Genomic DNA, 23,477 nt, shown 5'->3' with positions numbered 1-23,477 from the left:
CCGCTGCTTCCGCTCGTCCTCCCGGCTCCAGAAGGGCACGTGTTCCATGAACGACCTCACAGGCAAGGTGGCCCTGGTCACCGGCGGATCGAAGGGGATAGGCAAGGCGATCGCGCGTGAACTCGCCACGCGCGGCGCCGCGATCGTCCTCAACTACTTCCACTCCCACGACCAGGCCAAGGCCACCCGCGACGAACTGACCGCGCAGGGCCACCGGGTCGACCTGATCCGCGCTTCGGTGGCCAGGCAGGAGCAGGTCGACCGGATGTTCGCGGAGATCGACCGGCTGCACGGCCGGCTCGACATCCTCGTCAACAGCGCCGCCGACGGCGCGTTGCTGCCGGCGGACTCGGTCACCGACGAGCACCTCGACAAGGCCATCGAGATCAACTACAAGGGCGGGCTGCGCTGTGCGCGCGCCGCCGCACCGCTGATGGCCAGGGGCGGTGGCGGCTCGATCGTCACGGTCTCCGCACTCGGCGGCTCCCAGATGGTGATGGCCAACTACCTTGCCTGCGCACCGGCGAAGGCCGCTGCCGAGGCCGCGTCCCGGTATCTGGCCGTGGAGCTGGCGCCGCTGGGGATCCGGGTCAACACGGCGTCCGCGGCCATGCTGAGCAGCGAGGTGGCGGACAAGTTCCCCGACGCGGCCCGGATGCAGGACGTCATCGCCCGGGCCACGCCATGGGGGCGGCTCGGCACGCCGGAGGAGTTCGCCACCGTGGTGGCCTTCCTCGCCTCCGACGACGCCCGCTGGATCACCGGCCAGGTCGTCCTCGCCGACGGCGGCCTCACGCTCGGCGCGGCCCTGCTCTCGCCTCCCACGGAGGCGCCGTCGGTCACGGCCGGTGCGCCGGAGCCGGCAGCTGAAGCACCGCTCTCGGAGGCGGAGTTCTCGGAGGCGGAGTTCGGGGACGACTCGATCGCCGTCGTCGGCATGGGTCTCGCCGTCGCCGGGGCGAACAGCCCCGAGGAGTTCTGGCAGCTCCGCATGACGGGGGACGAGCTGTTCGTCAAGGTCCCCGAGGACCGCTGGCAGCACGAGAGCTTCCACTCGGCGGACACCGACGCCGAGGACAAGGCGTACGCCGACCGCTGCGTGTTCATCACCGGCTTCGAGCCCGTCGAGGGCGCCCTCGACGGCATGGAGGGGAGCGCCGACGACCAGGAGCTCACCACCCAGTGGCTGCGCCACAGCCTGGTCCAGGCACTCGACGGGGTCCGCCGCACCGACAACGACAACTGCTCCTTCGTCGTCGGCTACACCCCGGACGGCAGCCAGCACCTGGAGGAGGCCGGGGTCCTCGACAGCGTCAGCAGGATGACGCACGACATCATCGACGACCTGGCGCTCTCCGACGAGGAGCGGCAAGAGCTGCGCGGGGGCATCGACACATCCCTCGCCGGCCGCTACCGGCGCGGCGGCCAGAACCCCTCCCGGTTCCTGCCGCACCGGGTCGGAGAGCTGGCCATGCAGGGCATCCTGCCGTCGTCCACGGAGCTCCACATGGTCGACACCGCGTGCTCCTCGTCCCTGTACGCCATCGACATCGCGGCCAAGGGCCTGCTGATGGGCAAGCAGGACATCGCGGTGTGCGGCGGGGCCTTCGCCCTGGCGCCACGCGGCACCGTGCTCTTCTCCAAGCTCCAGGGACTGTCCAAGAGCGGTGAGGTGCACGCCCTGGACGAGGCGGCCGACGGTGTGATCTTCGCCGACGGCGCCGCCCTGGTCGTACTCAAGCGGCTGAGCAAGGCCCAGCAGGACGGCGACCAAGTGCTCGGCGTACTGCGGGCGTTCGGTTCGTCGTCGGACGGCAAGGGCAAGGCGATCTACGCGCCGAACTCGGCCGGCCAGAGCCTCGCCGTGCGGCGCGCGCTGGAGAACGGCGACGTCGACGGCGACGACGTGGACTGGATCAACGCGCACGCGACCGGTACCCCCGCCGGTGACCTCGCGGAGTTCTCCACCCTGCGGGAACACTTCGGCACGGCACGGGCGACCGCGGTCACCTCCAACAAGTCCCTCATCGGGCACACCGGTTGGGCGGCCGGTGTCGTCTCGCTCATCGAGAACCTCAAGGGCCTGGAGAAGCAGACCATCCCCGGCCAGTTCCGCTTCACCAACCCCCGCGCGGACTTCCGCCTCGCCGAGACACAGCTGGACATCCCTTTCAAGGCCGAGCAGTGGTCCGGGCGCAGTGACCGGCCCCGGCTCGCCGCCGTCTCCGGGTTCGGTTTCGGCGGGACCAACGCGCACCTGATCGTCGCCGAGAACCAGCCCCGCGTAGAGGCCCCCCAGGCGGAAGCCCGTCAGGTGGATGCCCGTCAGGTGGAGGCGCCGGAGGCGCTGGAGGCTCCCGCCGGGACGATCCCCGCGACCAAGAAGCCGGATCCCGACAGCCGGGTGGTGATCGTCGGCTGGTCCTCGCACCTGCCCGGCCTGACGGACCGCGAGGAGGTGTCGGGCTGGCTGACCGGCGGGAAGCCGCCGCTCGACAGCTTCGGCGCCGCCTATCCGTCGCCGCCGTTCAACGAGGTCAGGCTGCCGCCCAAGACCATCAGGGCCCTGGACCGGTGCCAGCTGATGATCCTTCAGTGCGCCCACCGCCTCCGTGACCAGATGCCCGAGTTCTGGGGCAAGCAGGCCGACAACACCGGTGTGTTCGTCGGGCACATGGGCCCGACCCGGGCCGCCATGCTGTACGCGAACCGCTGCTACCTGGACGACATCGGGCAGGCCGTCGCCGACTCGCCGCTCGCCGGATCACCGGCCGCCGGGCAGGTCCTCGAGCAGTTGCGCGAGCAGGTCAGGGCGATGATCCCGGAGTCCAACGAGGACGCGTTCCCCGGGCAGATGCCCAACATCATCTCCGCCCGGGTGGCGAACTACTTCGACCTCCACGGCCCGAACATGACGATGGACTCGGGATTCGCCTCCGCGCTGTCGTCGATCACGTCGGCCGGACGCTATCTGCGCACCGGCGAGCTGGACTTCGCGCTGGCCGGCGGCATCAACGGCAACAGCCTGCCCGAGTACCGCTCCCTGATCGGCGGCCTGCTCCCGGAGCAGCAGCGGGAACTCGCCGAGGGCGCCTTCCTGTTCGCCCTCACCACCGAGGAGCGGGCCGAGCGCGAGGGCCTGCCGATCCTCGCGTACGTCGACGAGCCGCTCGGCAGCGCCGCCGCGCAGACCGGCACCGCGTCCGCGAGTGGCTCCGTCCGGTGCACGGAGCCCGAGCACGCGCGCTACCTGGGCGCCGCCGGGGGTCTTGCCGTACTGAAGGCCCTGCACGGGCCCGCGGGCACGGTGGAGGTCTCCTGCGACCAGACAGGCGGCGCACCGGGCGCCCGGCTGCGGCTCACCGTCCCCGGCCCCGCCGACCCCGGCCCGGAACAGGGCGAGGAACGTGGGGCAGGCGTCACCGGCACCCTGCCGACGAGCTTCGTGTCGGACACCCACACCGGGGAAGGCGCCCCTCTGCGGGTGCGCCGCCAGATTCCGGTGCTCGACGAGACACCGGCCCGGCAGGTGCGGGAGCCCATCGCGTTCCTGCCGGACGGCGCCCTCGTCGTCACCGACACACCCGGCCCGCTGGCCGAAGCGGTGGACCCCGACACGGCGCTGACCGTGCTGTCCACCACCCCGCTCGCGGCCCCCAGGCCCGGCTGGCACCACCTGCCCGAGGTCACCCCCGACGCCGTCCGTGCGGCCCTCGCGGACTCCGGGCGACCGGTCACGCACCTGCGGGTCCTGTCAGGCCTCGGCCGCTCCGCGCCCGCCGGGCAGCCGCTCACCGAGGGCTCGGCGCCCGTGCTCGCCCTGCACGACGCGACGTACCTGGCACTCCAGCAGACCCACGCCGGTCTCTCCACCGCCGAGTCCACCGTCGTCATGCTGTTCCTCGACGCGGTACCCGGCGACACCCCGCATCCCTACTCCGGCCTGTTCACCGGTCTGCTCAAGAGCGCGGGACGCGAACTGACCGACAGCACCAGCTTCGCGCTCCTCACCTCGGCCACCGAAGTGGCCGACGGGGTAAGGCTCGTGGAGGAGGAGAGCCGGGCGCACCGGGACTTCCCCGTCGTCGTCGACGCCGAGGGGGTGCGCCGCACTCCGCGGCTGCACGACGAGCCGGTCGTCCTGGACGCCTCCACCCCGGCAGCGCTCGACCGGGACTCCGTGGTCGTCGTCGCGGGCGGCGCCCGGGGCATCACCGCCGAGGTGCTCAAGGCGGTGGCCGCCGAGTTCGGCCCCCGTATCCATGTGTTCGGCAGCAACGACCTGGACAGCTACCCGCCGTCGGTCTTCGAAGGCAGCGACGAGGAGTTCGCGGCGGGCCGGGCGGCCTACATCAAGGCGGAACTCGCCAAGGCCAAGGGCAAGGGCGGGGGCAAGGGCAAGACGAAGGGCAAGGGCAGGAGCGCGGGCAGGCCCCCGTCGGTCGCGGACCTCAACAAGTCCTTCGACCGGATGCTCAACGCCAGGGACGCCCGCCACAACCTCGACGCGATGGCGGAGCACAGCGGCGCGGGCCGGGTCAGCTACGTGCAGTGCGACATGCGCGACGGAGCCCAGGTGGAGAAGGCCATCGGTGCGGTGCTCCAGGAGCACGGGCGGATCGACCTGTTGGTGAACGCCGCCGGGCTGCAGCGCTCGGCGCTCATCAAGGACAAGGACTTCGCGGAGTTCACCTCCATCCGTGACCTGAAGGTCGAGTCGTATCTCAACCTCAAGTACGCGCTGCGCGACGCCCCGCCCCGCAGCTGGTGCAACTTCGGTTCCCTGCTCGGGTACTTCGGGCAGCTCGGCGAGTCCGACTACGCGTCGGCCAACGACTTCCTGGGCAGCGCGGCCACTTATGCGGCGGGCGCGTCGGAGCTCGACGAGTTCACCATCGGCTGGACGCTGTGGGCCGGTGTCGGCATGGGCGCCAACGAACTGACCAAGGCGTACTACGAGCGGGCCGGTTCCTACAGCAGCATGGCCGTCGCCGAGGGCGTCCACCATTTCGTGCAGGAACTGCACGCGCCCGTCCGGCGGGCATCCCTCGTGCACCTGGGGGACGCCGAACGCGCGACCGTCGAGGAGTTCTACCCCGGCTACCTCACGCAGGACCCGGCCGCCGCCGATGCGGCTCCCGCCGTGCCGGAGCCCGGCTTCTTCCTGCGCCGGGTCGTCGGGTCGACGGAGACGTCCGCCGAGTTCGAGTGCCGCTTCGACCTGGACACCGACGGCTATCTCGAACACCACACGGTGCGCGGCGAGCCGACCCTGCCGGGTACGTTCGTCACGGAAATGGCCGCGGAGGCCGCCCGGTACCTGGTCCCGGACCAGCGTGTCGTCGCCTTCGAGGACCTGCGGTTCGAGCACTTCCTGCGCGTCTACCGCGATCTGCCGACGGCCCCCAAGCGGCTGTACGCGCACATCGCCGCGTCCGACGGCTCCACGACCGCCGTCGAGGTGCGGATCACCGAGGACGTGGTCTCACCGACCGGCGTCGTACTCGTCAAGGACCGGGTGCACTTCACGGCCCGGGTCCTGCTCGCCGACGCACTCCCCGCCGCCCCGCACTGGGAGGCGTGGGACACCGCGGACGACACCCCCGTACCCGATCCCTACCACCAGCCCGGCTCGCCGGTGCGGCTCACCGGGGCGTTCGTGTCGACCACGGACACCCGTATCCACCCCAAGGGCAAGCGGGGCCGCTACGCCCTGGCGCTGCCCGCCGACGACCCGACGTGGCAGCGGTTCACCGTCCCCAGCATCCTGCTGGACGGCCTGGCCCGGGTCGGGGTCCTGGACCTCGTCGACGGCCATCTGATCCCCGTCGCGGCACCGCTGTCGATCCGCCGCATCGACCTGTACGAGGACACGAACGACCTGTCCCTGTCCGGATCCGACGAGGCCATCGAGCTGTACGCCACGCCGCCGGGCTTCGACCTGTCGGCGGACCTGGTCGACAACCGGTTCGTCGCGTCCCGTCCCGACGGCCGGATGGTCCTGCAGATGAAGGACATGCAGGCGACGCTGATCGGCTATGTCGACGCCCGGACCGGCGAGGCCGTCGCGGCCGACCGTGACTGACGCGACCGGGCCACCCATGACCGACGAGACGCGGCAGTCCACGACCGACGAGGAAGGAGTCGCAACATGACGTCCCTACGCGAACATTCGCCCCCGCCGGTGTCCGCCGACGATGCGGGCAACGCCCCGGTGCAGGCGGTGAGCCGGATGGAATGGCAGCTCACCGCCCTGCCGGCGCCCACCGCCGACCCCGAGCGGCTCAGAGGGATGCGGGTCCTGCTGTTCGGTGGCGACCGGGAGACCGCCGCAGCCGTGGAGCGCGAACTGACCGGGCACGGAGCCCTGGTCCGCCGTCACCCGGCGGCCTCAGGGGGCGAGGGCGGTGCCGTCGACGCGATCGTCGACCTGACCGTGGGCTCCGCGTCCGCCTACCCCGGCGAAGCCTGGCGCGAGCCGCTCTTGGAGACGGTGGCCGCGCTGCGCGAGCACTACGAGGACTGGTCCGCCGAGACATCGGCGCGACGCCTGTACTACCTGGCCGTGACCTATCTGGGCGGCGGGATGGGCCACCACCCGCAGGACGACCTGGCGCAGCCGCTCGGTGGCATCTGGGCGGGTCTCGCGAAGACGCTGCACCGCGAACTGCCGAACTGCAACGCACGCGTCGTCGACACGAGCCTGAGCGCCGTGCGGGACCTGCCGGGCATCGTCGCCGCCGAACTGGGCAGGCCCGGCGAGCTGGAGGTCGGTCACCGCGACGGACAGCGGCTGACCCTCACCCCCGTCGCCAAGGACGCCGGGGAGCCCGCCGTCCCGCTGGGCCCCGACGACTGTGTACTGATCTCGGGCGGCGGCCGGGGCATCGGCTGGGAACTGGCCCGCTCGCTGGCCGCCACCTACGGCCTGCGGGTCGTGGTGACGGGCCGGGAGGACTTCCCCACCGGAGACGAACCGTGGTTCGGCGTCGGCGAGAGCGAACGCAAGGCGTACGAGAAGGAGTTGTGGGCCGGGCTGCGGCAGGGGGCGACACCGACCGACATCCGGCGGGACATCGCCCGGGTCCGCCGCCTGTGGGAACTCGCCACCAACATCACCGAAGCCAGGGCCGACGGGCTGCGCGTCGACTACGCCCGGTGCGACTTCACCGACCAGGAGCAGGTGCGCGCGCTCCTGGCGCGTGAGGGCCACGCGCTGACCGGGGTCGTGCACAACGCGGGCGTGGACACCGCGGCGAGGCTGCCCAAGAAGACCGACGACGAGATCCTGCGGACCGTCCGCACCAAGATCGGGGGCTTCCTCAACCTCTTCGAGGAAGTGCGGGAACTGGGCGACCACCGGCTCAAGTTCTTCTGCAGCGTCGGCTCCCTCACCGGGCGGCTCGGCGGGATGGTCGGCCAGCTCGAGTACGCGGCGGCCAACGAGGGTCTTGCCCGGCTCGGCCGGTGGGCGGGACGCCGCGCGGACTTCCCCGTGATGACGCTCGCCTGGCCGACCTGGGACCGCATCGGTCTGATCTCCAACTTCTCGGCGACGCTGCGCTACATGGCGGCCATCGACATCACCGAAGGACTCGCCAAGTGGCAGGCCGAGCTGCGGGCGGGATCCGAGGGGGAGGTCACCTTCGTGGGGCCGCTCGGCAGGGCGATGAGCCCCGGCCAGGCGACCGACTACCCCGTCGTGCCCGACCTGCCCGGCTTCACCGGCACCTATCCGCGGATCTTCCACCTAGGAGAGGTGACCACGTACGAACCGCACGTCCGCATGGTGTCGCAGGTGACGTTCGACCCCGACCGGGCGCCGGTCCTCGGCGACTTCCTGGTGGACGGCACGGCGGCCGTCCCCGTGAGCGTTCTCCTGGAGAGTGCGCTGCGCGGCGCGGAGTGGATCGTCCCCGAGGACTACCGGGTGCTGCGGGCCGGCTCCATCGAGGAGGTCGTCGTACCGCTGGACCTGCTGCGGCTCGACGCGGGACCGACCGTGTGGGAGCGGGAGGTGAGCGGCTCCTTCGAGGGGGACACCTGGGTGGTCACGGTGAGGTTCCGGCGGGCGTCGGACGCCGGGGAGGGGCCCGGGGCCGGCGAGGCGAGCCTGCGTGTCGTCCACGACTCCGCCGACACCCGCTCACCCACTCCGCCGCGGCGCGACGTGAAGCCGACGACCGTATGGCGCTCCGGCCCGCCGCTGCTGAGCTGGCGTGCGTCGGTGGTGCCCGCCGCCGTCTGGTCCGAGGGCTCGGACGGCCGCCTGACCGCCGTGGTGCGGCCATGCGTCCCCAACGATCTGTGGGCGACGCTCCACGCGCCGCGCACGGCGCTCTCCGTCTCCGCCCTGGAGAACGTGGTCCGGGCCTGCGCCAGCCAGGGCGAGGGTGTCTCGGTCGCGAAGAACCCCTTGGTCATCGGCCGTATCGCACTCCATTCCGATGAGCGCGGAGATTCCCTCATCGAAGGGGATCCGGCCCTCGGTGTGTGGCGAGTGAAGAATTCGGAATCCGGGGCTCCTGTCATGACCGTTTCCGGCCTGCGTGGGCCGGTCGGTAACGGTTGACCGCTCTTTCGGAACCGGAATGCAGCACCGATCAAAATAATGCAGGAAATTGAACCGCACGGAAATCAGGGAAGGTGCACATGTCGAATCTGCTGGAGAACAAGGCCGTACTTGAGCGCTACTACGAGGAGTGCCTCAACAAGGGCAACCTCGACGTGATCTACGAGGGCGCCGGTGACGAGCACATCAGCCATGGAACGGCTCCGAACGGCAAGGAGGGCGTCGAGCACCTCAAGGAGTGGGTGCGGCTCCAGCGCGCGTCCTTCCCCGACCTCCACGTGACGGTCGACGACTGGATCCTGGAGGACGAGAAGGTCGTCAGCCGGTTCACCGCGCGCGGCACCCACACCGGGGAGCCCTACGAGGGCGTGCCGGCCATCGGGCGGGAGTTCGCCGTCAGCGGCATCGTGATCGACGCCTTCGAGGGCGGCAAGATCGTCGAGAGCTGGTTCTCCCTCGACGGACTCGACCTCGCCAAGCAGCTGGGCGCCCTGGGGTGAAGCCACCGGCCCCGGCACCCGAGGGTGCCGGGGCCCGCGCGCGACGTCAGCCCTGGCGGACGGAGCGCGCGTACGCGTCGGTGATCGGTTCGGCGTGTGCCTCCGCGTTGCCGGAGGCGGCGATGGAGTCCAGCGCCCGCTGGAGGACGACGGTGTCCTCCAGGGTGTGGATCTCGGTGATCCTGCCCCACTTCAGATACATGAACTGGGTCATCACGTTGTCGTAGCGCGTGCCGTCGGGCAGCGGCCCGCCGATGCGTACGCGGGTCGCGACCTTGGTCTTCCAGGGGCCGCCGGAAATGATGATCTCCAGCGGCTCGAAACCGGCGTCGGGAATCAGCCTGAACACCCGCTGCCACCACAGGCTCATCGCCTCGACCGTGTGCCGCTCGCCGGAGAGAGCGTGCTCGCCGTAGAACACGTAAGTGAAATCCGGTGCCAGCGTGTCCACCATGGACTGCCAGTTCCCGGCATTGATATCGGCAAAAGCACCGCGGAGCTTGGCGGCGACGATTCGGTGATACATGAACTGCCTCCCGAACATGCGGGCCGTTTTTTCACAGCCCCTCAGAATTATTTTCCGCTGACGCTTCAATTGATACCACGGCGCCCCGTACGGAGATATACCGCGATGATCGGGGCGGAGAATAGGAGAGTGGGATGACGACACCCCTGCCCGTGCTCATCACCGGCTGTTCCTCCGGGATCGGCCGCGCCTGCGCCCTGCGGATGCACCGGTCCGGTCTGACCGTGTACGCCACGGCGCGCAGGCCGGAAACCCTTGCCCCGCTGGCGGCCGAAGGGATCCGGACACTGCGCCTTGACGTCACCGACGAAGCGAGCATGCGCGAGGTCGTCGACCTCATCGAGGCCGAACACGGCTCGGTCGGCGCCCTGGTCAACAGCGCCGGATACGCGATGTCGGGCGTCGTGGAGGAGGCCGGACTCGACGACATGCGGCGGCAGTTCGAGACCAATGTGTTCGGGCTCGCCCGCCTCAGCCAGCTCGTGCTGCCCGCGATGCGGGCCGCGCGGCGCGGAACCATCGTCAACATCTCGTCGATCTTCGGCCGTTACGCGGTCCCCGGCGGTGGCTTCTACCAGGCGTCCAAGCACGCGGTCGAGGCACTGAGCGACGCCCTGCGCCTGGAGGTGGCGGACTTCGGCGTCAAGGTCGTCCTCATCGAGCCGGGACCGGTGCGCACGACCGATTTCGGCGCCACCTACGTGGCCAACTTCAAGTCCGCGGGCAAGGACTACGACGCGTTCCGCCGGCAGACGGCCGAGTACTTCGACGCCATCTACACGGGCAGCCGCCGCAGCCTGGCAGGAACGTTCGCCATCCAGGCCGACGACGTCGCCCGGGTGGTGGAGCGGACGGTCCGCAGCGCCCGCCCGAGCGCCCGCAGGCCCGTCGGATTCCTCGCCCGCAGCACCCTCCTCCTGCGCCGCCTCGCTCCGGACGTCGTCTTCGACAACCTCTTCGTGCGGCGGGTGTTCCCGGTGCCCCGCGACGAGGCCCGCCGCGGCGCCCGTGCGGCCACCCCGATCGGCGAAGCCCGCCGGACCACGCCGCCGTCCCCGCAGCCCCGTCACGAAGGAGAACGCCGATGACCGCCACCACAGCCCCCGCCACCACGCCCCGCGACGCCGCCCGCGCTCCCGGCCCCAAGGGAGTCCCGCTGCTCGGCAGCCTCGGCTCCTGGCGCCGCAACACCGCCGAGTTCCTTCTCGGCCTGCAGCGCGACTACGGTGAGACCGTACGCATGAGGCTCGGCCCGATGACGGTCCATCAGGTCACGGGGCCCGACGCGGTGCAGCAGGTCCTGGTGAAGAACAACGGGAACTACGTGCGCGGCCCGCTGTACGAGCAGTTCAGCGTCGTCATGGGCAAGGGTCTTCTCACCTCGGACGGAGACTACTGGCGCAGCCACCGCAGGGCGGTCCAGCCCGCGTTCCAGAAGAACACCATCCTCGACATCGTCCCGAACATCGTCACCGCCACGAACGAGATGCTCGACGAGTGGGAGGCCAAGGCCGCGCGCGACGAGCCCGTCGACCTGATGACCGAGATGCTCAGGCTCACCCTGATCACGCTCAGCCGCTCGCTGTTCGCCTACGACATCAAGCCCTCGTCCAAGGTGCTCAAGCACATCGTCGACGACGTGGTCGAGGTGATGTTCCGGCGCGGTACGCCGTCCGAGATGCTGCCGTCCTGGCTGCCGACCGACCGCAAGCACAAGATCGCCCGCATCCACCGCGTCTTCGACAAGATCGTCGCCGATGTACGGGAGAACTACGGGCGCACCGGCGAGGGTTCGCTGATCTCCCTGATGGAGCAGGCCGAGGACCCCGTCACCGGTGAGCCCTGGACGGATCAGGAGCTGCGCGACGAGCTCCTGACCATCTACCTGGCGGGGCACGAGACGACCGCGGTGTCGCTGTGCTGGACCCTGCTGTCGATCGCCAACCACCCGCCCGTGCAGGAGGAGTTGGACGCGGAGATCGCTCAGGTCCTGGGCGGCGGCCTGCCGGACCGGCAGAACACGGACGCGCTGACGTACACCAGGATGGTGGTGGACGAGAGCCTGCGGATGCACCCGCCGATCTGGATCTTCCCCCGGGCCGCCGTCGAGGCGGACAGCCTGGGCGGTTACGACATCGAAGCCGGCTCGTCGATCCTCCTGTCACCGCTCGTGTCCCACCACAACCCGCTGCACTGGGACAATCCGCTGGCCTTCGACCCGAACCGCTTCACCGAGCAGGCCGTGAAGGAACGCCCGCGCATGGCCTACTTCCCGTTCGGCGCGGGGCCGCGCCAGTGCATCGGCAACACCATGGCGCTGCTCGAACTGCGGACCATCGTCACGATGATCAACCAACGGTTCAAGCTGAGCATGATCCCGGGCCACTCCCTGCAGTACGGCTCACCTGTGATCTCGCTGCGGCCTCTGCAGGACGTCATGGTGCGCCTGACGGCACGCGAAGGCAGGGGAGCGGGGAGCCGCACCGCGCCCGCGCCCGCACCCACGGTCACGGCCACGGTCGGGCACGACACCGCCGAGGCCGCGCAGAAGTGCCCGGTCACCGGCGGCTCGGGCGGCTGATGACGAGGTGGTGACGCCCTATAGCCTGGGGAAGTGCTCAGACCTGGGGAAGTGCTCAGAGAAGTCACTGCGGTCCGGTATGTGAACCCGTTGCGGACCGGGGGCTCCGTGCCCGGCGTCGTCGAGGCCGACGACCTGGGTACGTACGTCGTGAAGTTCACCGGTTCCGCGCAGGGCCGCAAGGCGCTGGTCGCCGAGATCATCGTCGGCGAACTGGCCCGCCGCCTCGGCCTGCGCTTCCCCGAGCTCGTCCTGGTCCACTTCGACCCGACGGTCGCGGCGGACGAGCCGCACCAGGAGGTCCAGGACCTGCTGCACGCCAGCGCCGGGCTCAACCTCGGCATGGACCTCCTGCCGGGTGCGGTGGACTTCACGCCCGAGGCGCTGGACGTGGACCCGCTGGAGGCGGGCAAGGTGGTGTGGCTCGACGCCCTCACCGCCAACGTCGACCGCACGGTGCACAGTTCGAACCTGATGGTCTGGCCCACGTTCGGCATTCAGCCGCCGAGGCTGTGGCTCATCGACCACGGCGCGGCTCTGGTCTTCCACCACCGCTGGGGCGCGTCCGCGCCGGACAAGGTGTACGACTTCCGCCATCACGCCCTGGGGGGCTATGGGCCGGACACGGTTGCCGCGGATGCGGAGCTGGCTCCGCTCGTCACGGAGGCCGCTCTCCGCGAGATCGTCGCCCTGGTGCCGGACGCGTGGCTGGCATCCGAGCCGGGGTTCTCGTCCCCCGCGGCGGTGCGGGAGGCGTACGTGGCCTTCTTGCTGGCCCGTGTCCGCTCCTCCGCTGCGTGGCTGCCCAGGGACTTCCCCAGCCGGGGTGAGCTTGCGGCTGCCGATGCCCGGCGTGCTGCCGTTACCGAGAAGGGGCGTCCGGCCTGGTTGAAGCGGGTGCCCGATCTGCATGGGAAGCCTGCGGCCGAACAGGACTGGTCGCGGCACATCGGCTAGCTGCGGGCCGTTTGTGGCTGGTCGCGCAGTTCCCCGCGCCCCTTCGGGGCGCGCCCATGACTGGGCCCCCGGCGCTGTGCGGTGCCGGGGGCCTCGTCATGAACTCCGCAGGGAAATCAGCGCAGCTGCTCGTACGCCGGGAGCGTCAGGAAGTCCGCGTAGTCCGCGTCCAGGGAGACCTGGAGGAGGAGGTCGTGGGCCTGCTGCCACTTGCCGGCCGCGAAGGCCTCGTCGCCGATCTCGGCGCGGATGGCGGCCAGTTCCTCGGCGGCGACCGTGCGGGCCAGGTCCGCGGTGGCGGTCTCGCCGTTCTCGAAGACGACGCCCGCGTTGATCCACTGCCAGATCTGCGAGCGCGAGATCTCGGCGGTGGCCGCGTCCTCCATGAGGTTGAAGATGGCGACGGCGCCGAGGCCGCGCAGCCAGGCCTCGATGTAGCGGATGCCGACCTGGACGGCGTTGACCAGGCCGTCGTACGTGGGCTTCGCGTCGAGGGAGTCGATGGCGATCAGGTCGCCCGCGGCCACGGAGACGTCCTCGCGCAGGCGGTCCTTCTGGTTGGGCTTCTCGCCGAGGACCGCGTCGAACGACTTCATCGCGATCGGGACCAGGTCCGGGTGCGCGACCCAGGAGCCGTCGAAGCCGTCGCCCGCCTCGCGGTCCTTGTCGTTCTTGACCTTCTCGAACGCGACCTTGTTGACCTCCGCGTCCTTGCGGGACGGGATGAACGCCGCCATGCCGCCGATCGCGTGCGCGCCGCGCTTGTGGCAGGTGCGGACGAGGAGTTCGGTGTACGCCCGCATGAAGGGGGCCGTCATCGTCACGAGGTTGCGGTCCGGCAGGACGAACTTCGAGCCGCCGTCACGGAAGTTCTTGACGATGGAGAAGAGGTAGTCCCAGCGCCCCGCGTTCAGGCCCGACGCGTGGTCGCGGAGCTCGTAGAGGATCTCCTCCATCTCGTACGCGGCCGTGATCGTCTCGATGAGGACCGTGGCGCGGACGGTGCCCTGCGGGATGCCGACGTAGTCCTGCGCGAAGACGAAGATGTCGTTCCAGAGGCGGGCCTCCAGGTACGACTCCGTCTTCGGGAGGTAGAAGTACGGGCCCTTGCCGAGCTCGATGAGGCGCTTGGCGTTGTGGAAGAAGTACAGGCCGAAGTCGACGAGCGCGCCGGGGACCGGCTGGCCCTCGAACTGGAGGTGGCGCTCGTCCAGGTGCCAGCCGCGCGGGCGCATGACGACGGTGGCGAGCTCGTCGGCGTCCTTGAGGGCGTACGACTTGCCGGTGCGGTCGTCCGTGAAGTCCACCCGGCGCTCGTAGGCGTCGGTGAGGTTCAGCTGGCCCAGGACCACGTTCTCCCAGGTGGGCGCCGATGCGTCCTCGAAGTCCGCGAGCCAGACCTTGGCGCCCGAGTTCAGGGCGTTGATGGTCATCTTGCGGTCGGTCGGCCCGGTGATCTCGACACGGCGGTCGTTCAGGGCCGCCGGGGCCGGCGCCACCTTCCAGGAGTCGTCCGCGCGGATCGCCGCGGTCTCGGGAAGGAAGTCGAGCGTGGAGGTGCTTGCGATCTCGGCGCGGCGCTCGGCGCGGCGGCTGAGGAGCTCGTCACGGCGGGGCGTGAAGAGCCGGTGCAGCTCGGCCACAAAGGCGAGGGCCGCGTCGGTGAGGACCTCCTCCTGCCGCGGCAGAGGCTCCGCGTCGACGATGGCCAGCGGGGACTGCGCTGGTGCGGACATGAGCTGTCACTTCCTTCAGCGAGCTTCACAGGTGGTGCCTTGGCGACCGCCGGGCATTCGCAGTGACACTCAGTGCCACCGGAGCCGAGATACGGCCGTGGGCCCCACTTGAGGGAACGGGTGCTTCTGAACAGTGGATACTAGTTTCCTCATAGTGGAAGTTCAATCGTCTGTTGATGTCGAGATTCTCTTCATCGACAGAACGTGTCGCTGAGTGCCATGCCGGTCACTCAAGGTGGATCAGGTCGGCGGGTGTGTCGATGTCGTACGCCTGGGCCACGTCCCCGCACTCGACCAGTGCGATGTGCGCGGCGTGTTCCTTCAGATAGGCGCGCGCCCCGCGGTCACCCACCGCGCTCGCCGCGATGCCCGCCCAGTGGTCCGAGCCGAAGAGCACGGGGTGCCCGCGCTCCCCGTCGTACGCGGCCGCCGCGAGAGTGGCGGGCGAGCGGTAGGCGGCGTGGACGCGGGCCACCGCGGCCGGGCCGATGCCCGGCTGGTCGACCAGCGAGACGAGCGCGGCGTCGGCGTCGGCGGCATCCTCGCGCAGGGATGCGAGGCCCGCCCGCAGCGACGAACCCATCCCCTCCGCCCACTCGGGGTTGTCGATCAGTACGCAGCCGGGGAGCGAGGCCTTCTCGCGTACGGCATCGGCGTCCGCGCCGAGCACCACGTGCACGCGCGTGCACCCGCCCTCGCGCAGTACGCGGACCGCGTGCTCCACGAGGGGGCGCCCCTGGTGGTCGAGGAGCGCCTTCGGGCGGCCGCCGAGGCGCCGCCCGCCGCCCGCCGCGAGGAGAAGCCCGGCGATCATCGGATTCGTCATGGCTCCTGCATACCGCACCCTGCGCGCCCCGTCGCGAAAGGCGGAGGAGCCTTCCCCGACCGGGGCGGTGTCTTCCGGTCAGAAAGTGGCGCGTCCTGCTTCCCGTGGCGTTTACTGGCCCGCGGCCCCCAGGCGTCTGACCAACGCCGTCGTGGGGTCGGCAAGATCTGCACGAGAACATGCGCACGACGTCGTGCGAGGGGGAGAGCTGTGTTGCGGAGCGTGGGGCAGAGGCAAGTGACCGGCAGTGATGAGGATCCGCGCGTCGCGGAGCTGGGCACCGCGGTGTCGCGGCTGCGCCGTGAGCTCGCCGCGCATCCGGTCGAGTTCCCGGACCGGGGCATCGCCGAGGACGAGCTCGCGGCCCTGGCCGCGATGGCGCTGAGCGGCGCCCCGGAGGTGCCGAGGCTGCGGCGGTCGCTGCTCCTTGTCGCGGGAGCGATCGGCTCCGTCAGCGCGCTGGCCACGGGCCTCGCGGCGGTGCGGTGTGCGGTGGAGCTCTTCGGGGAGCCCGGGGCCAGGTAAGAAGGCCGTCCCGTCGATGCGGGGCGCCGTGAGCCGCGCGTCAGGCGACGCGTCAGGCGACCCAGTGCCGGGGACTGCCGGTGGCTTCGTGGCCCATGTCCCCGCCGAGCGCGGCGGCAAGGCGCCGGACGGCCTCCTCGCCCGATGCCGCGGGCAGTGTGTAGGGAATCCGCAGCCGGTGCTCGTGCGTGCCGGGGTCCGCGCCGAAGCGGGCGCCGCCCTCGATGCGTACGCCGTGGGCGAGCACCGCACGGGCCAGGGCCGACGCGACCGGGCGGCCCAGGTCCACCCAGAACGACAGGCCGCCCGGCGGCGTCCGCCAGCGCCACTCGGGGAGATGGTGGGCGAGCGAGGCGCCGAGCGCGTCCCGCTGGGCGCGCAGGCGCGGCAGCCGGTCGCGCAGTACGTCGTCCATGCTGCCCATCAGATGCAGCGCGACGAGCTGCTCGATCACCGGGGTCGACATGTCGGAGGGGACGCGCGCGGTCGCCAGCTCCGTGATGAGCCGTGAGCCCGCCCGTACCCAGCCGATGCGCAGCCCGCCCCAGTGCGTCTTGCTCAACGACCCGACGGTGACGACCTGCTCGCCCACGCCGTGCGGGGCCAGCGAGGCGAAGGGCGCGGGGGCGGGCCCGTCCAGGGCGATGTCGGCGATCGTCTCGTCGATCACGAGCCAGGTGCCGGTGGCGCGGGCGGTCTCCAGGATGCGTACGCGCTGCTCCCTGGGCATCAGGCGGCCCGTCGGGTTCTGGAAGTCGGGCACCAAGTAGGCCATGCGGGGCGCGGCCTGACGGAGCGTCGACTCGACGAGGTCGGTGTCCCAGCCGGTGTCCGTGACCGGCACGGGAGTGGGGCGCAGCCCTGCGCGGCGGATCGCGTCGAGAGCGTTCGGGTACGAGGGGTTCTCGACCAGGATGCGGTCGCCGGGCCTGCCGAGCAGGGAGAGGGTGAGGGACAGCGCGTGCTGGGCGCCGGTGGTGATCAGAATCTGGTCGGGGAGAGTGGGCAGACCTCGCCGCGTGAAGCGCTCGGCGACGGCCTCTCTCAACTCCGGTAGCCCGTAAGGGTGGTAGCCCGGTGTCGAGGCGTGCCGGGGGAGTGCGGCGGCCGCGGCGGCGAGCGCGTCGGTCAGCTCCGCCTCGGGTGCGCCGGGGGCGGCCACCGCCAGGTCGAGCATCCCGTCGCCTGCCGGGAACGCGGCCACGCTGGAGGGGCGGCGCCCGTCGGGCAGCTCGGTCCAGGTGCCCGCGCCGCGCCTGCTGCGGGCGTAGCCGCCCTCGCGCAGGAGGTCGTACGCGGCGGTGACGGTGGCCCGGCTGACACCGAGTGCCGTGGCGAGCTCGCGCTCCGCGGGGAGCCGGGTGTGCAGGGGGATGCGGCCGTCCAGGAGGAGGGTGCGGATGTCGTGGGCGAGGGCGCGGTAGCCGGGGTGGTCGCCGGCGGTACCGGTCACCAGCTGGGACAGCTGCCTGCTGCCGAGCCGCCGGTCCACTTCATGGACCACGCGTACGTCTGCCATGCCACCTCCCGCTGATTGGCCCTCCTGGCCAGGCCAATCAGCGTACAGACTCCGGGGGAGCGGGCCGGATTGGCCTGGTGGAACGAGGTCCGTGAGGGCCACGAGGGAGAGGGGCCGACCGTGGGAGCGCGGGTCGTCGTGGGGGTGAGCGGGTCGCCGGCGAGTCTGGCGGCGTTGCGGGTGGGCGTGGAGGAGGCGCGGAGGGCCGGTCGTGTGCTGGTCGCGATGATCGCGTGGGAGCCGCCGGAGGGGGAGGGGCTGTACGCGCGGCGCCCGGACCGGGCGTGGGCCCGGCACTGGGAGGCGGAGGCCCGGGGGCGGCTCGACCGGGCGTTTGAGGAGGTGTTCGGCGGGGCGCCGGAGGGGGTCGTGGTGGAGCGGTGGGTGGTACGGGGCGCTGCGGGGCGGGCGGTGTGCGACTTCGCCGGGGCGGCGGAGGATCTTGTCGTCCTGGGTGCGCGAAAAGGGTGGGGGTGGGGGCGGGGAAGGGTGCGTCGATACGTGCAGGGGCGTGCGGGGTGCCGGGTCATGGTGGTGCCGGGGCCTGTTGTGCCGCGGGGCATGCGAAGGGCACTGCGAAAGGCCAGACCGGAGGATTTCTCCCCGGGCCCACCCTTTCGCGAACTCCCGGCTTCGGGGGTTTGTGGCTGGCGTTGATGATTGGCTGTGCTGGGTTTGTTCTCAGGTGCTGGGCGGGGTGAGGTATTTGCTCCGGGGGTTTGTGGTTGGCGTTGATGATTGGCTGTGCTGGGTTTGTTCTCAGGTGCTGGGCGGGGTGAGGTATTTGCTCCGGGGGTTCGTGGCTGGCGTTGACCACTGGCTGCGCCGGGTTCGTCCTGAGGTGCGGGACGGGCTGAGGTCTCTGCTCCGGGGGCCTGTGGTTGGGGTTGATGACCGGCTGCGCCGGGTTCGTCCTCAAACGCCGGACGGGCTGAAATCCCCACTCCGCCTGCACGGTCGGCGGCTGGTCGCCTGCTGCGGTGAGTTCGTTGTGGTGTGCCGGGCGGGCTGGCGTCCCTGCTCCACCTGACGGCCGGCGGCTGGTCGCCCGCTCTGCCGCGTTCGCCGTCATGCGCCCGGCGGGCTGCCCCACCGCCCCCGTCCGTCCGGTCCTCCCCGTTCGGTCCGGTCCTCCCCGTTCGGTCCCGTCCTCCCCGTCCGGTCCCGTCCTCCCCGTCCGTCCTCAACCGTCGGACGGACGGGCTAGGAGACGCTCGCGACCCCCACCCTCCCGTCCACCAACTCCACCACCCGGTCGGCGAAAGACAAGCGTTCCCGGTCGTGCGTGACCAGGACCGTTGCCGTCCCCCACTCCCGCGTGAGCCGCCCGAGGAGCTCGAGGACCGCCGCGCCCCGCTCGTGATCCAGCGCGCTGGTCGGCTCATCGACCAGGAGCACCGCCGGTTCGTTCATCAACGCCCGTGCGATGCCGACCCGTTGGCGCTGGCCGCCCGACAGCTGATGCGGGCGCCTGTGTGCGAGCCCCGCAAGGCCCACGGTGTCCAGGAGCTCCCGCGCCCGCTCCCGTACCTCGCCGGAGCGTCCGCGTCCGCGTCCCCGTCCGCGCCCGTCGATGCGCGCCATCAGTTCCACCTGTTCAAGCGCGGTCAGCGACGCCAGCAGATTCGGCTGCTGGAAGACGATCCCCATCCTCCGCCGCCGCAGCTCCGCCCGCTCGGCCGCCGACAGCGCACCCGTCTCCGTACCTCCGACCACCACCCGGCCCCGGTCCGGGGTGACCAGCGTCGCCGCCACCGCCAGCAGGCTGGACTTCCCGGAGCCGGACGGGCCGACGACCGCCGTCAGGGTCCCGGCGGGGACGTCGAGCCCGACCCCGTCGAGCGCCGTGAGCCGCCCCTCGCCGTCCGCGTACGTCAGCGTGATGTCTTCGAGGGTCAGACTCATCGGGCACTCCCCAGCGCGGTCAGCGGATCTACGGCGGTGATCCGCCGGACGGACAGGCCCGCGCCCAACGCCCCGAGGGCGATCATCACGGCGGCGGGCCACAGCACGGTCGGCGGATCGAGGACGAAGGGGACGTCGCCGCCGCTGATCGCGGAACCGACGAGCGCGGCGATCCCCGTCCCCAGGGCGGTCCCGGCGGCGAGCATCAGCACCGCCTGACCGAGTGCGTCCCTGAGCAGGTAAGGAGTGGACGCGCCCAGCGCCTTCAACACCGCGATGTCACCGGCGCGTTGAATCGTCCACACCGTGAAGAACGCTCCTATGACGAGCGCGGAGATGACGAAGAGGAAGCCGCGCATGAGCTGCAGCGAACCGTTCTCCGCCTGGTAGGAGCCGATGGCCGTCAGCGCGCCGTCGAGGGACTTCGTCTCCGTGCCCGCCGCCTCGTCCCCGGCGGCGAGATCGAACCCGCTGCCGGTCCGCAGCGCGATGACCGTGGCCTGCTCGTCCATCGACGTACCCCGGTGGCCGAGCCCCTGCCAGTCGTCGAGCGCGGTCCACACGACAGGGGTATGGCTGTACGAGGCGTCCGACGCGACCCGCGCGACCCGCTCCTCGACCCCGCTGCCGCCGAGCCGCACCGTGTCCCCGGGGCCGACGCCCAGGTCCGCAGCGGCCTTCTCGGAGAGCACGGCCTCACCCGGTGCGAGGCCTTTCGGCGCGATACCGGAGTCCGGTTCGACCCCGAAGGCGGATACCGCGGCCGAGCGGTCGCCCGCGGTGGCGTTGAGGGTGCTGATGCCGATGGGCTCGGCGGACCGTACGCCAGGCTGTCGCGTCCAGGACTCCCAGGCGCGCTGTTCCACCTGGGAGCTGGTGAAGGAGGCGGACTGGCCGGGCGGCGGCGCGGCGAAGGCGAGGTGGTCGGCGGGGAGGCCGGTGATCGCTGAGGTGTTCTCCCTCGCGAGCCCGGCCGTGAGCCCGGAAAGCAGCCCCACGAGCAGAGTGATGAGCACGACGACGGCTCCCATCAGGGCGAACCGCCCCTTGGCGAACCGAAGGTCTCTCCATGCGACGAACATGACCCCACCCTCCTTCCGGGCACGCCGCCAGGGCATCGCGCCACAGCACGCTTCACCCGAATCGAAGGGGGGAGCCCGCGATCAACCTTTCGGTTGACGGAAGGTGGGGCGGCTGCGCCTACGCTGGAGGGTCCGATGAACACCTCCACCGGTCCTCCGCCCCGCACCGGGTCGGGCTCCCGCTCCCGTACCGGGTCGGGCTCCCGTTCCCGTACCGGGTCGGGCTCCCGCTCCCGTACTGGGTTGGGCTCCGGCCTCCCGTACTGGGTTGGGCTCCGGCCTCCGTACTGGGTTGGCTCCGGCCTCCGTACCGGGTTGGGCTCCGGCTTGGCACGGGGTCGGGCTTCCGTCCACCCACCGGGTCGGGCTTCCGTCCACCCACGGGGTCGGTCCTCAGTCCCCGTGTCGGGCCGCGCTCCGACCTGTGCCGCAGGCCGAGTCCCGGCCGACGGCGCGGTCCGAGGCCCAGCCCGGGGGCGGGGTCGGGGTCGGGGTCGGCGTCGCGGTGCGGCCCCGGTCGGAGCCGCGGGACGGCCCGCGGGACGCGTCGGGCCCGCGACTCCGCTCCTGACCTCGCCCCGCCCCGCCCCCGCTCCTGACCTCGCCCAGTCCCACTCCCAGTCCCAGCCCCCGCTCCCGCCCCCGACCGAGGCCCCGATGCTCTCCGCCGACTCCCTGCCCTCCTCCATGGCCCCCTCCCGACTCCCTTCCCGGACCACCCCCGTGGCTCTGGCCCTGCGCCTCTGTCTGCACGGGCTGTTCGCCGGGCTGCTTGCGCTTGCCCTGGTGCGGGCCGTGGCCGACGGGGTGTCCCAGGGCGGCGGTGCCGTCGTGGGAGTGGTGGTTGCCATGGGAGGCGTCTACGCGGCGGGCACGCTCAGCCCGGCCGTGGCGCGGTCGCAGCGCGCGGCGGCCGGGTGGCTCGCGGCGCTCGGCGTGTGCTGGGCGGCGCTGCTCGTGCTGTCGCCGGACGGGCTGTGGACGGCCTTCCCCCTCTACTTCCTGCAGCTGCATCTGCTGCCCTTGCGCTGGGCCCTGCCCGCGGTCGGGCTGACCGCCGCTGCCGCCATCGCCAGCTTCGTGCTGCACGGCTCTCCGATGTCCCCCGGCAGCTTCATCGGGCCGCTGCTCGGCGCGGCCATGGCGATCGCCACGGTCCTCGGGTACGAGGCGCTGTACCGGGAGAGCGAGCGGCGCCGGCAGCTGATCGACGAGCTCATGGCCACCCGGGCCGAACTCGCCGCCGCCGAGCGGACCGCGGGCACCCTCGCCGAGCGCGAGCGCCTCGCCCGCGAGATCCACGACACGCTCGCGCAGGGGCTCTCCTCCATCCAGCTCCTGCTGCGCGCCGCGCAACGCGCGCTGCCCGCGGGAGCGCCCGCCGCGCCGCACATCGAGCAGGCCCGTGCCGCCGCACAGGACAACCTCGCGGAGGCACGGCGCTTCGTGCGGGCCCTCAGCCCGCCGGACCTGGAGCACGGCTCGCTGGCCGGAGCGCTGGAACGGCTCTCCGCGTCCGCGTCCGCCGCATCCGGCTCGCCCGGCTCGGACGTCCACGTCCAGTTCACGGTGAGCGGCACACCCACCGAGCTGCCGACCCCGTACGAAGTCGCGCTGCTCCGCACCGCTCAGTCCGCCCTCGCGAATACGGTCCGGCACGCGGGCGCGGGGCGCGCCGAGATCACGCTCAGCTTCATGGAGACGTCGGTGTCCCTGGACGTGGTCGACGACGGGCGGGGCTTCGATCCGGCGTCCGCGCCGCGCGGGAGCGGGGAGGGCCGCGACGACGGGGGCTTCGGGCTGCCCGCGATGCGGGCGCGGGCCCGGTCGCTCGGCGGGACGCTGAGCGTGGAGTCGGCGCCGGGGCAGGGGACGGCCGTCGCGGTCACGCTGCCGCTTCCGACCGCAGCAGTTCCGAAGGCAGGAGCTCCGAAGGCAGGAGTTCCGAGGGCAGCCGTAACGACCGCAGCCGTTGCCACGGGGACCGTTCCGGCGGGAGCCGGTCCGACGGAGGCCGTGCTGTGAGCGCCGAAGTGCCGGAGCCCATCCGGCTGCTCCTCGCCGACGACCACCCGGTCGTGCGCGCCGGGCTGCGTGCGGTGCTCGACACCGAGCCCGACTTCGCCGTGGTGGCCGAGGCGGCGACGGCGGAGGTCGCGGTGTCGCTCGCCGCGACCGGCGGCTTCGACGTCGTCCTGATGGATCTTCAGTTCGGGGCAGGGATGCACGGGGCGCAGGCCACGGCAGCGATCACCGCCGTGGCGGGGGCGCCGCGGGTGCTCGTCCTGACGACGTACGACACGGACGCCGACATCCTCGCCGCGGTCGAGGCGGGCGCGGCGGGCTATCTCCTGAAGGACGCGCCGCCGGAGGAGCTCGCCGCGGCGGTGCGGACCGCGGCCGCGGGGCAGTCCGCGCTCGCGCCGGCGATCGCGCATCGGCTGATGGACCGGATGCGGGCGCCCGGGGAGGCCTTGACCGGGCGGGAGTTGGAGGTGCTGCGGCTGGTGCGGGAGGGGCTTTCCAACCAGGAGGTCAGCAAGCGGCTCTTCCTGAGCCAGGCCACCGTGAAGTCCCATCTGGTGCACATCTACGCGAAGCTGGGGGTCGATTCGCGTACGGCGGCGGTGGCCGTGGCCACGGCGCGTGGGCTGATCCGGGGCGGCGCGCACCGTTGATCACCGGCTTCACCCGCTTCAACTGCTTCACCCGCTTCACCGGCGTCGCCGAGACCGTCCTCGAACGCCG

The 23,477-nt window shown here is 71.6% G+C and carries 16 protein-coding genes; 10 read left to right on the top strand and 6 right to left on the bottom strand.

The window, feature by feature from the left end; all coding sequences use genetic code 11:
* Positions 1 to 46 precede the first annotated feature (46 nt).
* From M4V62_RS09970 to M4V62_RS09960, 3 genes are all read left to right on the top strand, one after another.
* Positions 47 to 6,085: an SDR family oxidoreductase gene (locus M4V62_RS09970; protein WP_249586882.1), complete on the top strand. Its 6,039-nt coding sequence runs from the start codon at positions 47 to 49 to the stop codon at positions 6,083 to 6,085.
* A gap of 66 nt (positions 6,086 to 6,151) precedes the next feature.
* On the top strand, positions 6,152 to 8,572 hold the full coding sequence (locus M4V62_RS09965) for a KR domain-containing protein (RefSeq protein WP_249586881.1): 2,421 nt from the start codon (positions 6,152 to 6,154) through the stop codon (positions 8,570 to 8,572).
* Between the two features lie 80 nt (positions 8,573 to 8,652).
* Positions 8,653 to 9,072 carry an ester cyclase gene (locus M4V62_RS09960; protein ID WP_249586880.1) on the top strand — a complete coding sequence of 140 codons (420 nt, stop codon included), beginning with the start codon at positions 8,653 to 8,655 and terminating at the stop codon, positions 9,070 to 9,072.
* Between the two features lie 46 nt (positions 9,073 to 9,118).
* On the opposite strand, the gene M4V62_RS09955 is transcribed toward M4V62_RS09960, so the two are convergent.
* Positions 9,119 to 9,598 (bottom strand): nuclear transport factor 2 family protein, encoded by a 480-nt coding sequence (locus M4V62_RS09955; protein WP_249586879.1) that lies wholly within the window; start codon positions 9,596 to 9,598, stop codon positions 9,119 to 9,121.
* A 134-nt stretch (positions 9,599 to 9,732) separates the two neighbouring features.
* Between M4V62_RS09955 and M4V62_RS09950 the strand changes: the two genes are divergently transcribed.
* The 3 genes from M4V62_RS09950 to M4V62_RS09940 are packed head-to-tail and all read left to right on the top strand — an operon-like array spanning position 9,733 to position 13,136.
* Positions 9,733 to 10,686, top strand: coding sequence for an SDR family NAD(P)-dependent oxidoreductase (locus tag M4V62_RS09950; protein ID WP_249586878.1), 954 nt, complete (start codon positions 9,733 to 9,735; stop codon positions 10,684 to 10,686).
* Positions 10,683 to 12,179 carry a cytochrome P450 gene (locus M4V62_RS09945; protein ID WP_249586877.1) on the top strand — a complete coding sequence of 499 codons (1,497 nt, stop codon included), beginning with the start codon at positions 10,683 to 10,685 and terminating at the stop codon, positions 12,177 to 12,179. The genes M4V62_RS09950 and M4V62_RS09945 overlap by 4 nt, the downstream gene beginning before the upstream one ends.
* 51 nt (positions 12,180 to 12,230) lie before the next feature.
* The gene (locus M4V62_RS09940; RefSeq protein WP_249592767.1) at positions 12,231 to 13,136 is read left to right on the top strand and encodes a HipA family kinase; all 906 of its coding nucleotides are present in this window, start codon (positions 12,231 to 12,233) and stop codon (positions 13,134 to 13,136) included.
* 116 nt (positions 13,137 to 13,252) lie between these two features.
* On the opposite strand, the gene aceB is transcribed toward M4V62_RS09940, so the two are convergent.
* Both aceB and M4V62_RS09930 read right to left on the bottom strand, forming a co-directional pair.
* Positions 13,253 to 14,872 (bottom strand): malate synthase A, encoded by a 1,620-nt coding sequence (gene aceB, locus M4V62_RS09935; RefSeq protein WP_249586876.1) that lies wholly within the window; start codon positions 14,870 to 14,872, stop codon positions 13,253 to 13,255.
* Between the two features lie 226 nt (positions 14,873 to 15,098).
* Positions 15,099 to 15,698: a nucleotidyltransferase family protein gene (locus tag M4V62_RS09930; protein ID WP_249586875.1), complete on the bottom strand. Its 600-nt coding sequence runs from the start codon at positions 15,696 to 15,698 to the stop codon at positions 15,099 to 15,101.
* Between the two features lie 210 nt (positions 15,699 to 15,908).
* Here M4V62_RS09930 and M4V62_RS09925 point away from each other — a divergent pair, with 210 nt between their 5' ends.
* Positions 15,909 to 16,223: a DUF5955 family protein gene (locus M4V62_RS09925; protein WP_249586874.1), complete on the top strand. Its 315-nt coding sequence runs from the start codon at positions 15,909 to 15,911 to the stop codon at positions 16,221 to 16,223.
* Positions 16,224 to 16,275: 52 nt separating this feature from the next.
* On the opposite strand, the gene yczR is transcribed toward M4V62_RS09925, so the two are convergent.
* Positions 16,276 to 17,742 carry a MocR-like transcription factor YczR gene (yczR, locus tag M4V62_RS09920; protein WP_249586873.1) on the bottom strand — a complete coding sequence of 489 codons (1,467 nt, stop codon included), beginning with the start codon at positions 17,740 to 17,742 and terminating at the stop codon, positions 16,276 to 16,278.
* 120 nt (positions 17,743 to 17,862) lie between these two features.
* Between yczR and M4V62_RS09915 the strand changes: the two genes are divergently transcribed.
* Positions 17,863 to 18,399 (top strand): universal stress protein, encoded by a 537-nt coding sequence (locus M4V62_RS09915; RefSeq protein ID WP_347277110.1) that lies wholly within the window; start codon positions 17,863 to 17,865, stop codon positions 18,397 to 18,399.
* 546 nt (positions 18,400 to 18,945) lie between these two features.
* On the opposite strand, the gene M4V62_RS09910 is transcribed toward M4V62_RS09915, so the two are convergent.
* Both M4V62_RS09910 and M4V62_RS09905 read right to left on the bottom strand, forming a co-directional pair.
* Entirely contained in the window at positions 18,946 to 19,647 is a 702-nt protein-coding gene (locus M4V62_RS09910) for an ABC transporter ATP-binding protein (protein ID WP_249586872.1), read from the bottom strand.
* Complete coding sequence (locus tag M4V62_RS09905) at positions 19,644 to 20,729, bottom strand: ABC transporter permease (protein ID WP_249586871.1); 1,086 nt, start codon at positions 20,727 to 20,729, stop codon at positions 19,644 to 19,646. The genes M4V62_RS09910 and M4V62_RS09905 overlap by 4 nt, the downstream gene beginning before the upstream one ends.
* 687 nt (positions 20,730 to 21,416) lie before the next feature.
* Between M4V62_RS09905 and M4V62_RS09900 the strand changes: the two genes are divergently transcribed.
* Together M4V62_RS09900 and M4V62_RS09895 are read left to right on the top strand one after the other, a co-directional pair.
* On the top strand, positions 21,417 to 22,754 hold the full coding sequence (locus M4V62_RS09900; protein WP_249592765.1) for a sensor histidine kinase: 1,338 nt from the start codon (positions 21,417 to 21,419) through the stop codon (positions 22,752 to 22,754).
* 8 nt (positions 22,755 to 22,762) lie between these two features.
* On the top strand, positions 22,763 to 23,407 hold the full coding sequence (locus M4V62_RS09895) for a response regulator (RefSeq protein ID WP_249592764.1): 645 nt from the start codon (positions 22,763 to 22,765) through the stop codon (positions 23,405 to 23,407).
* Positions 23,408 to 23,477: the final 70 nt, after the last annotated feature.

The organism is Streptomyces durmitorensis (assembly GCF_023498005.1).
GTDB classification, from domain to species: Bacteria; Actinomycetota; Actinomycetes; order Streptomycetales; family Streptomycetaceae; genus Streptomyces; species Streptomyces durmitorensis.
The sequence above is the reverse complement of the archived record's forward strand: the minus strand, read 5'-3'. Positions and strand labels throughout refer to the sequence as shown.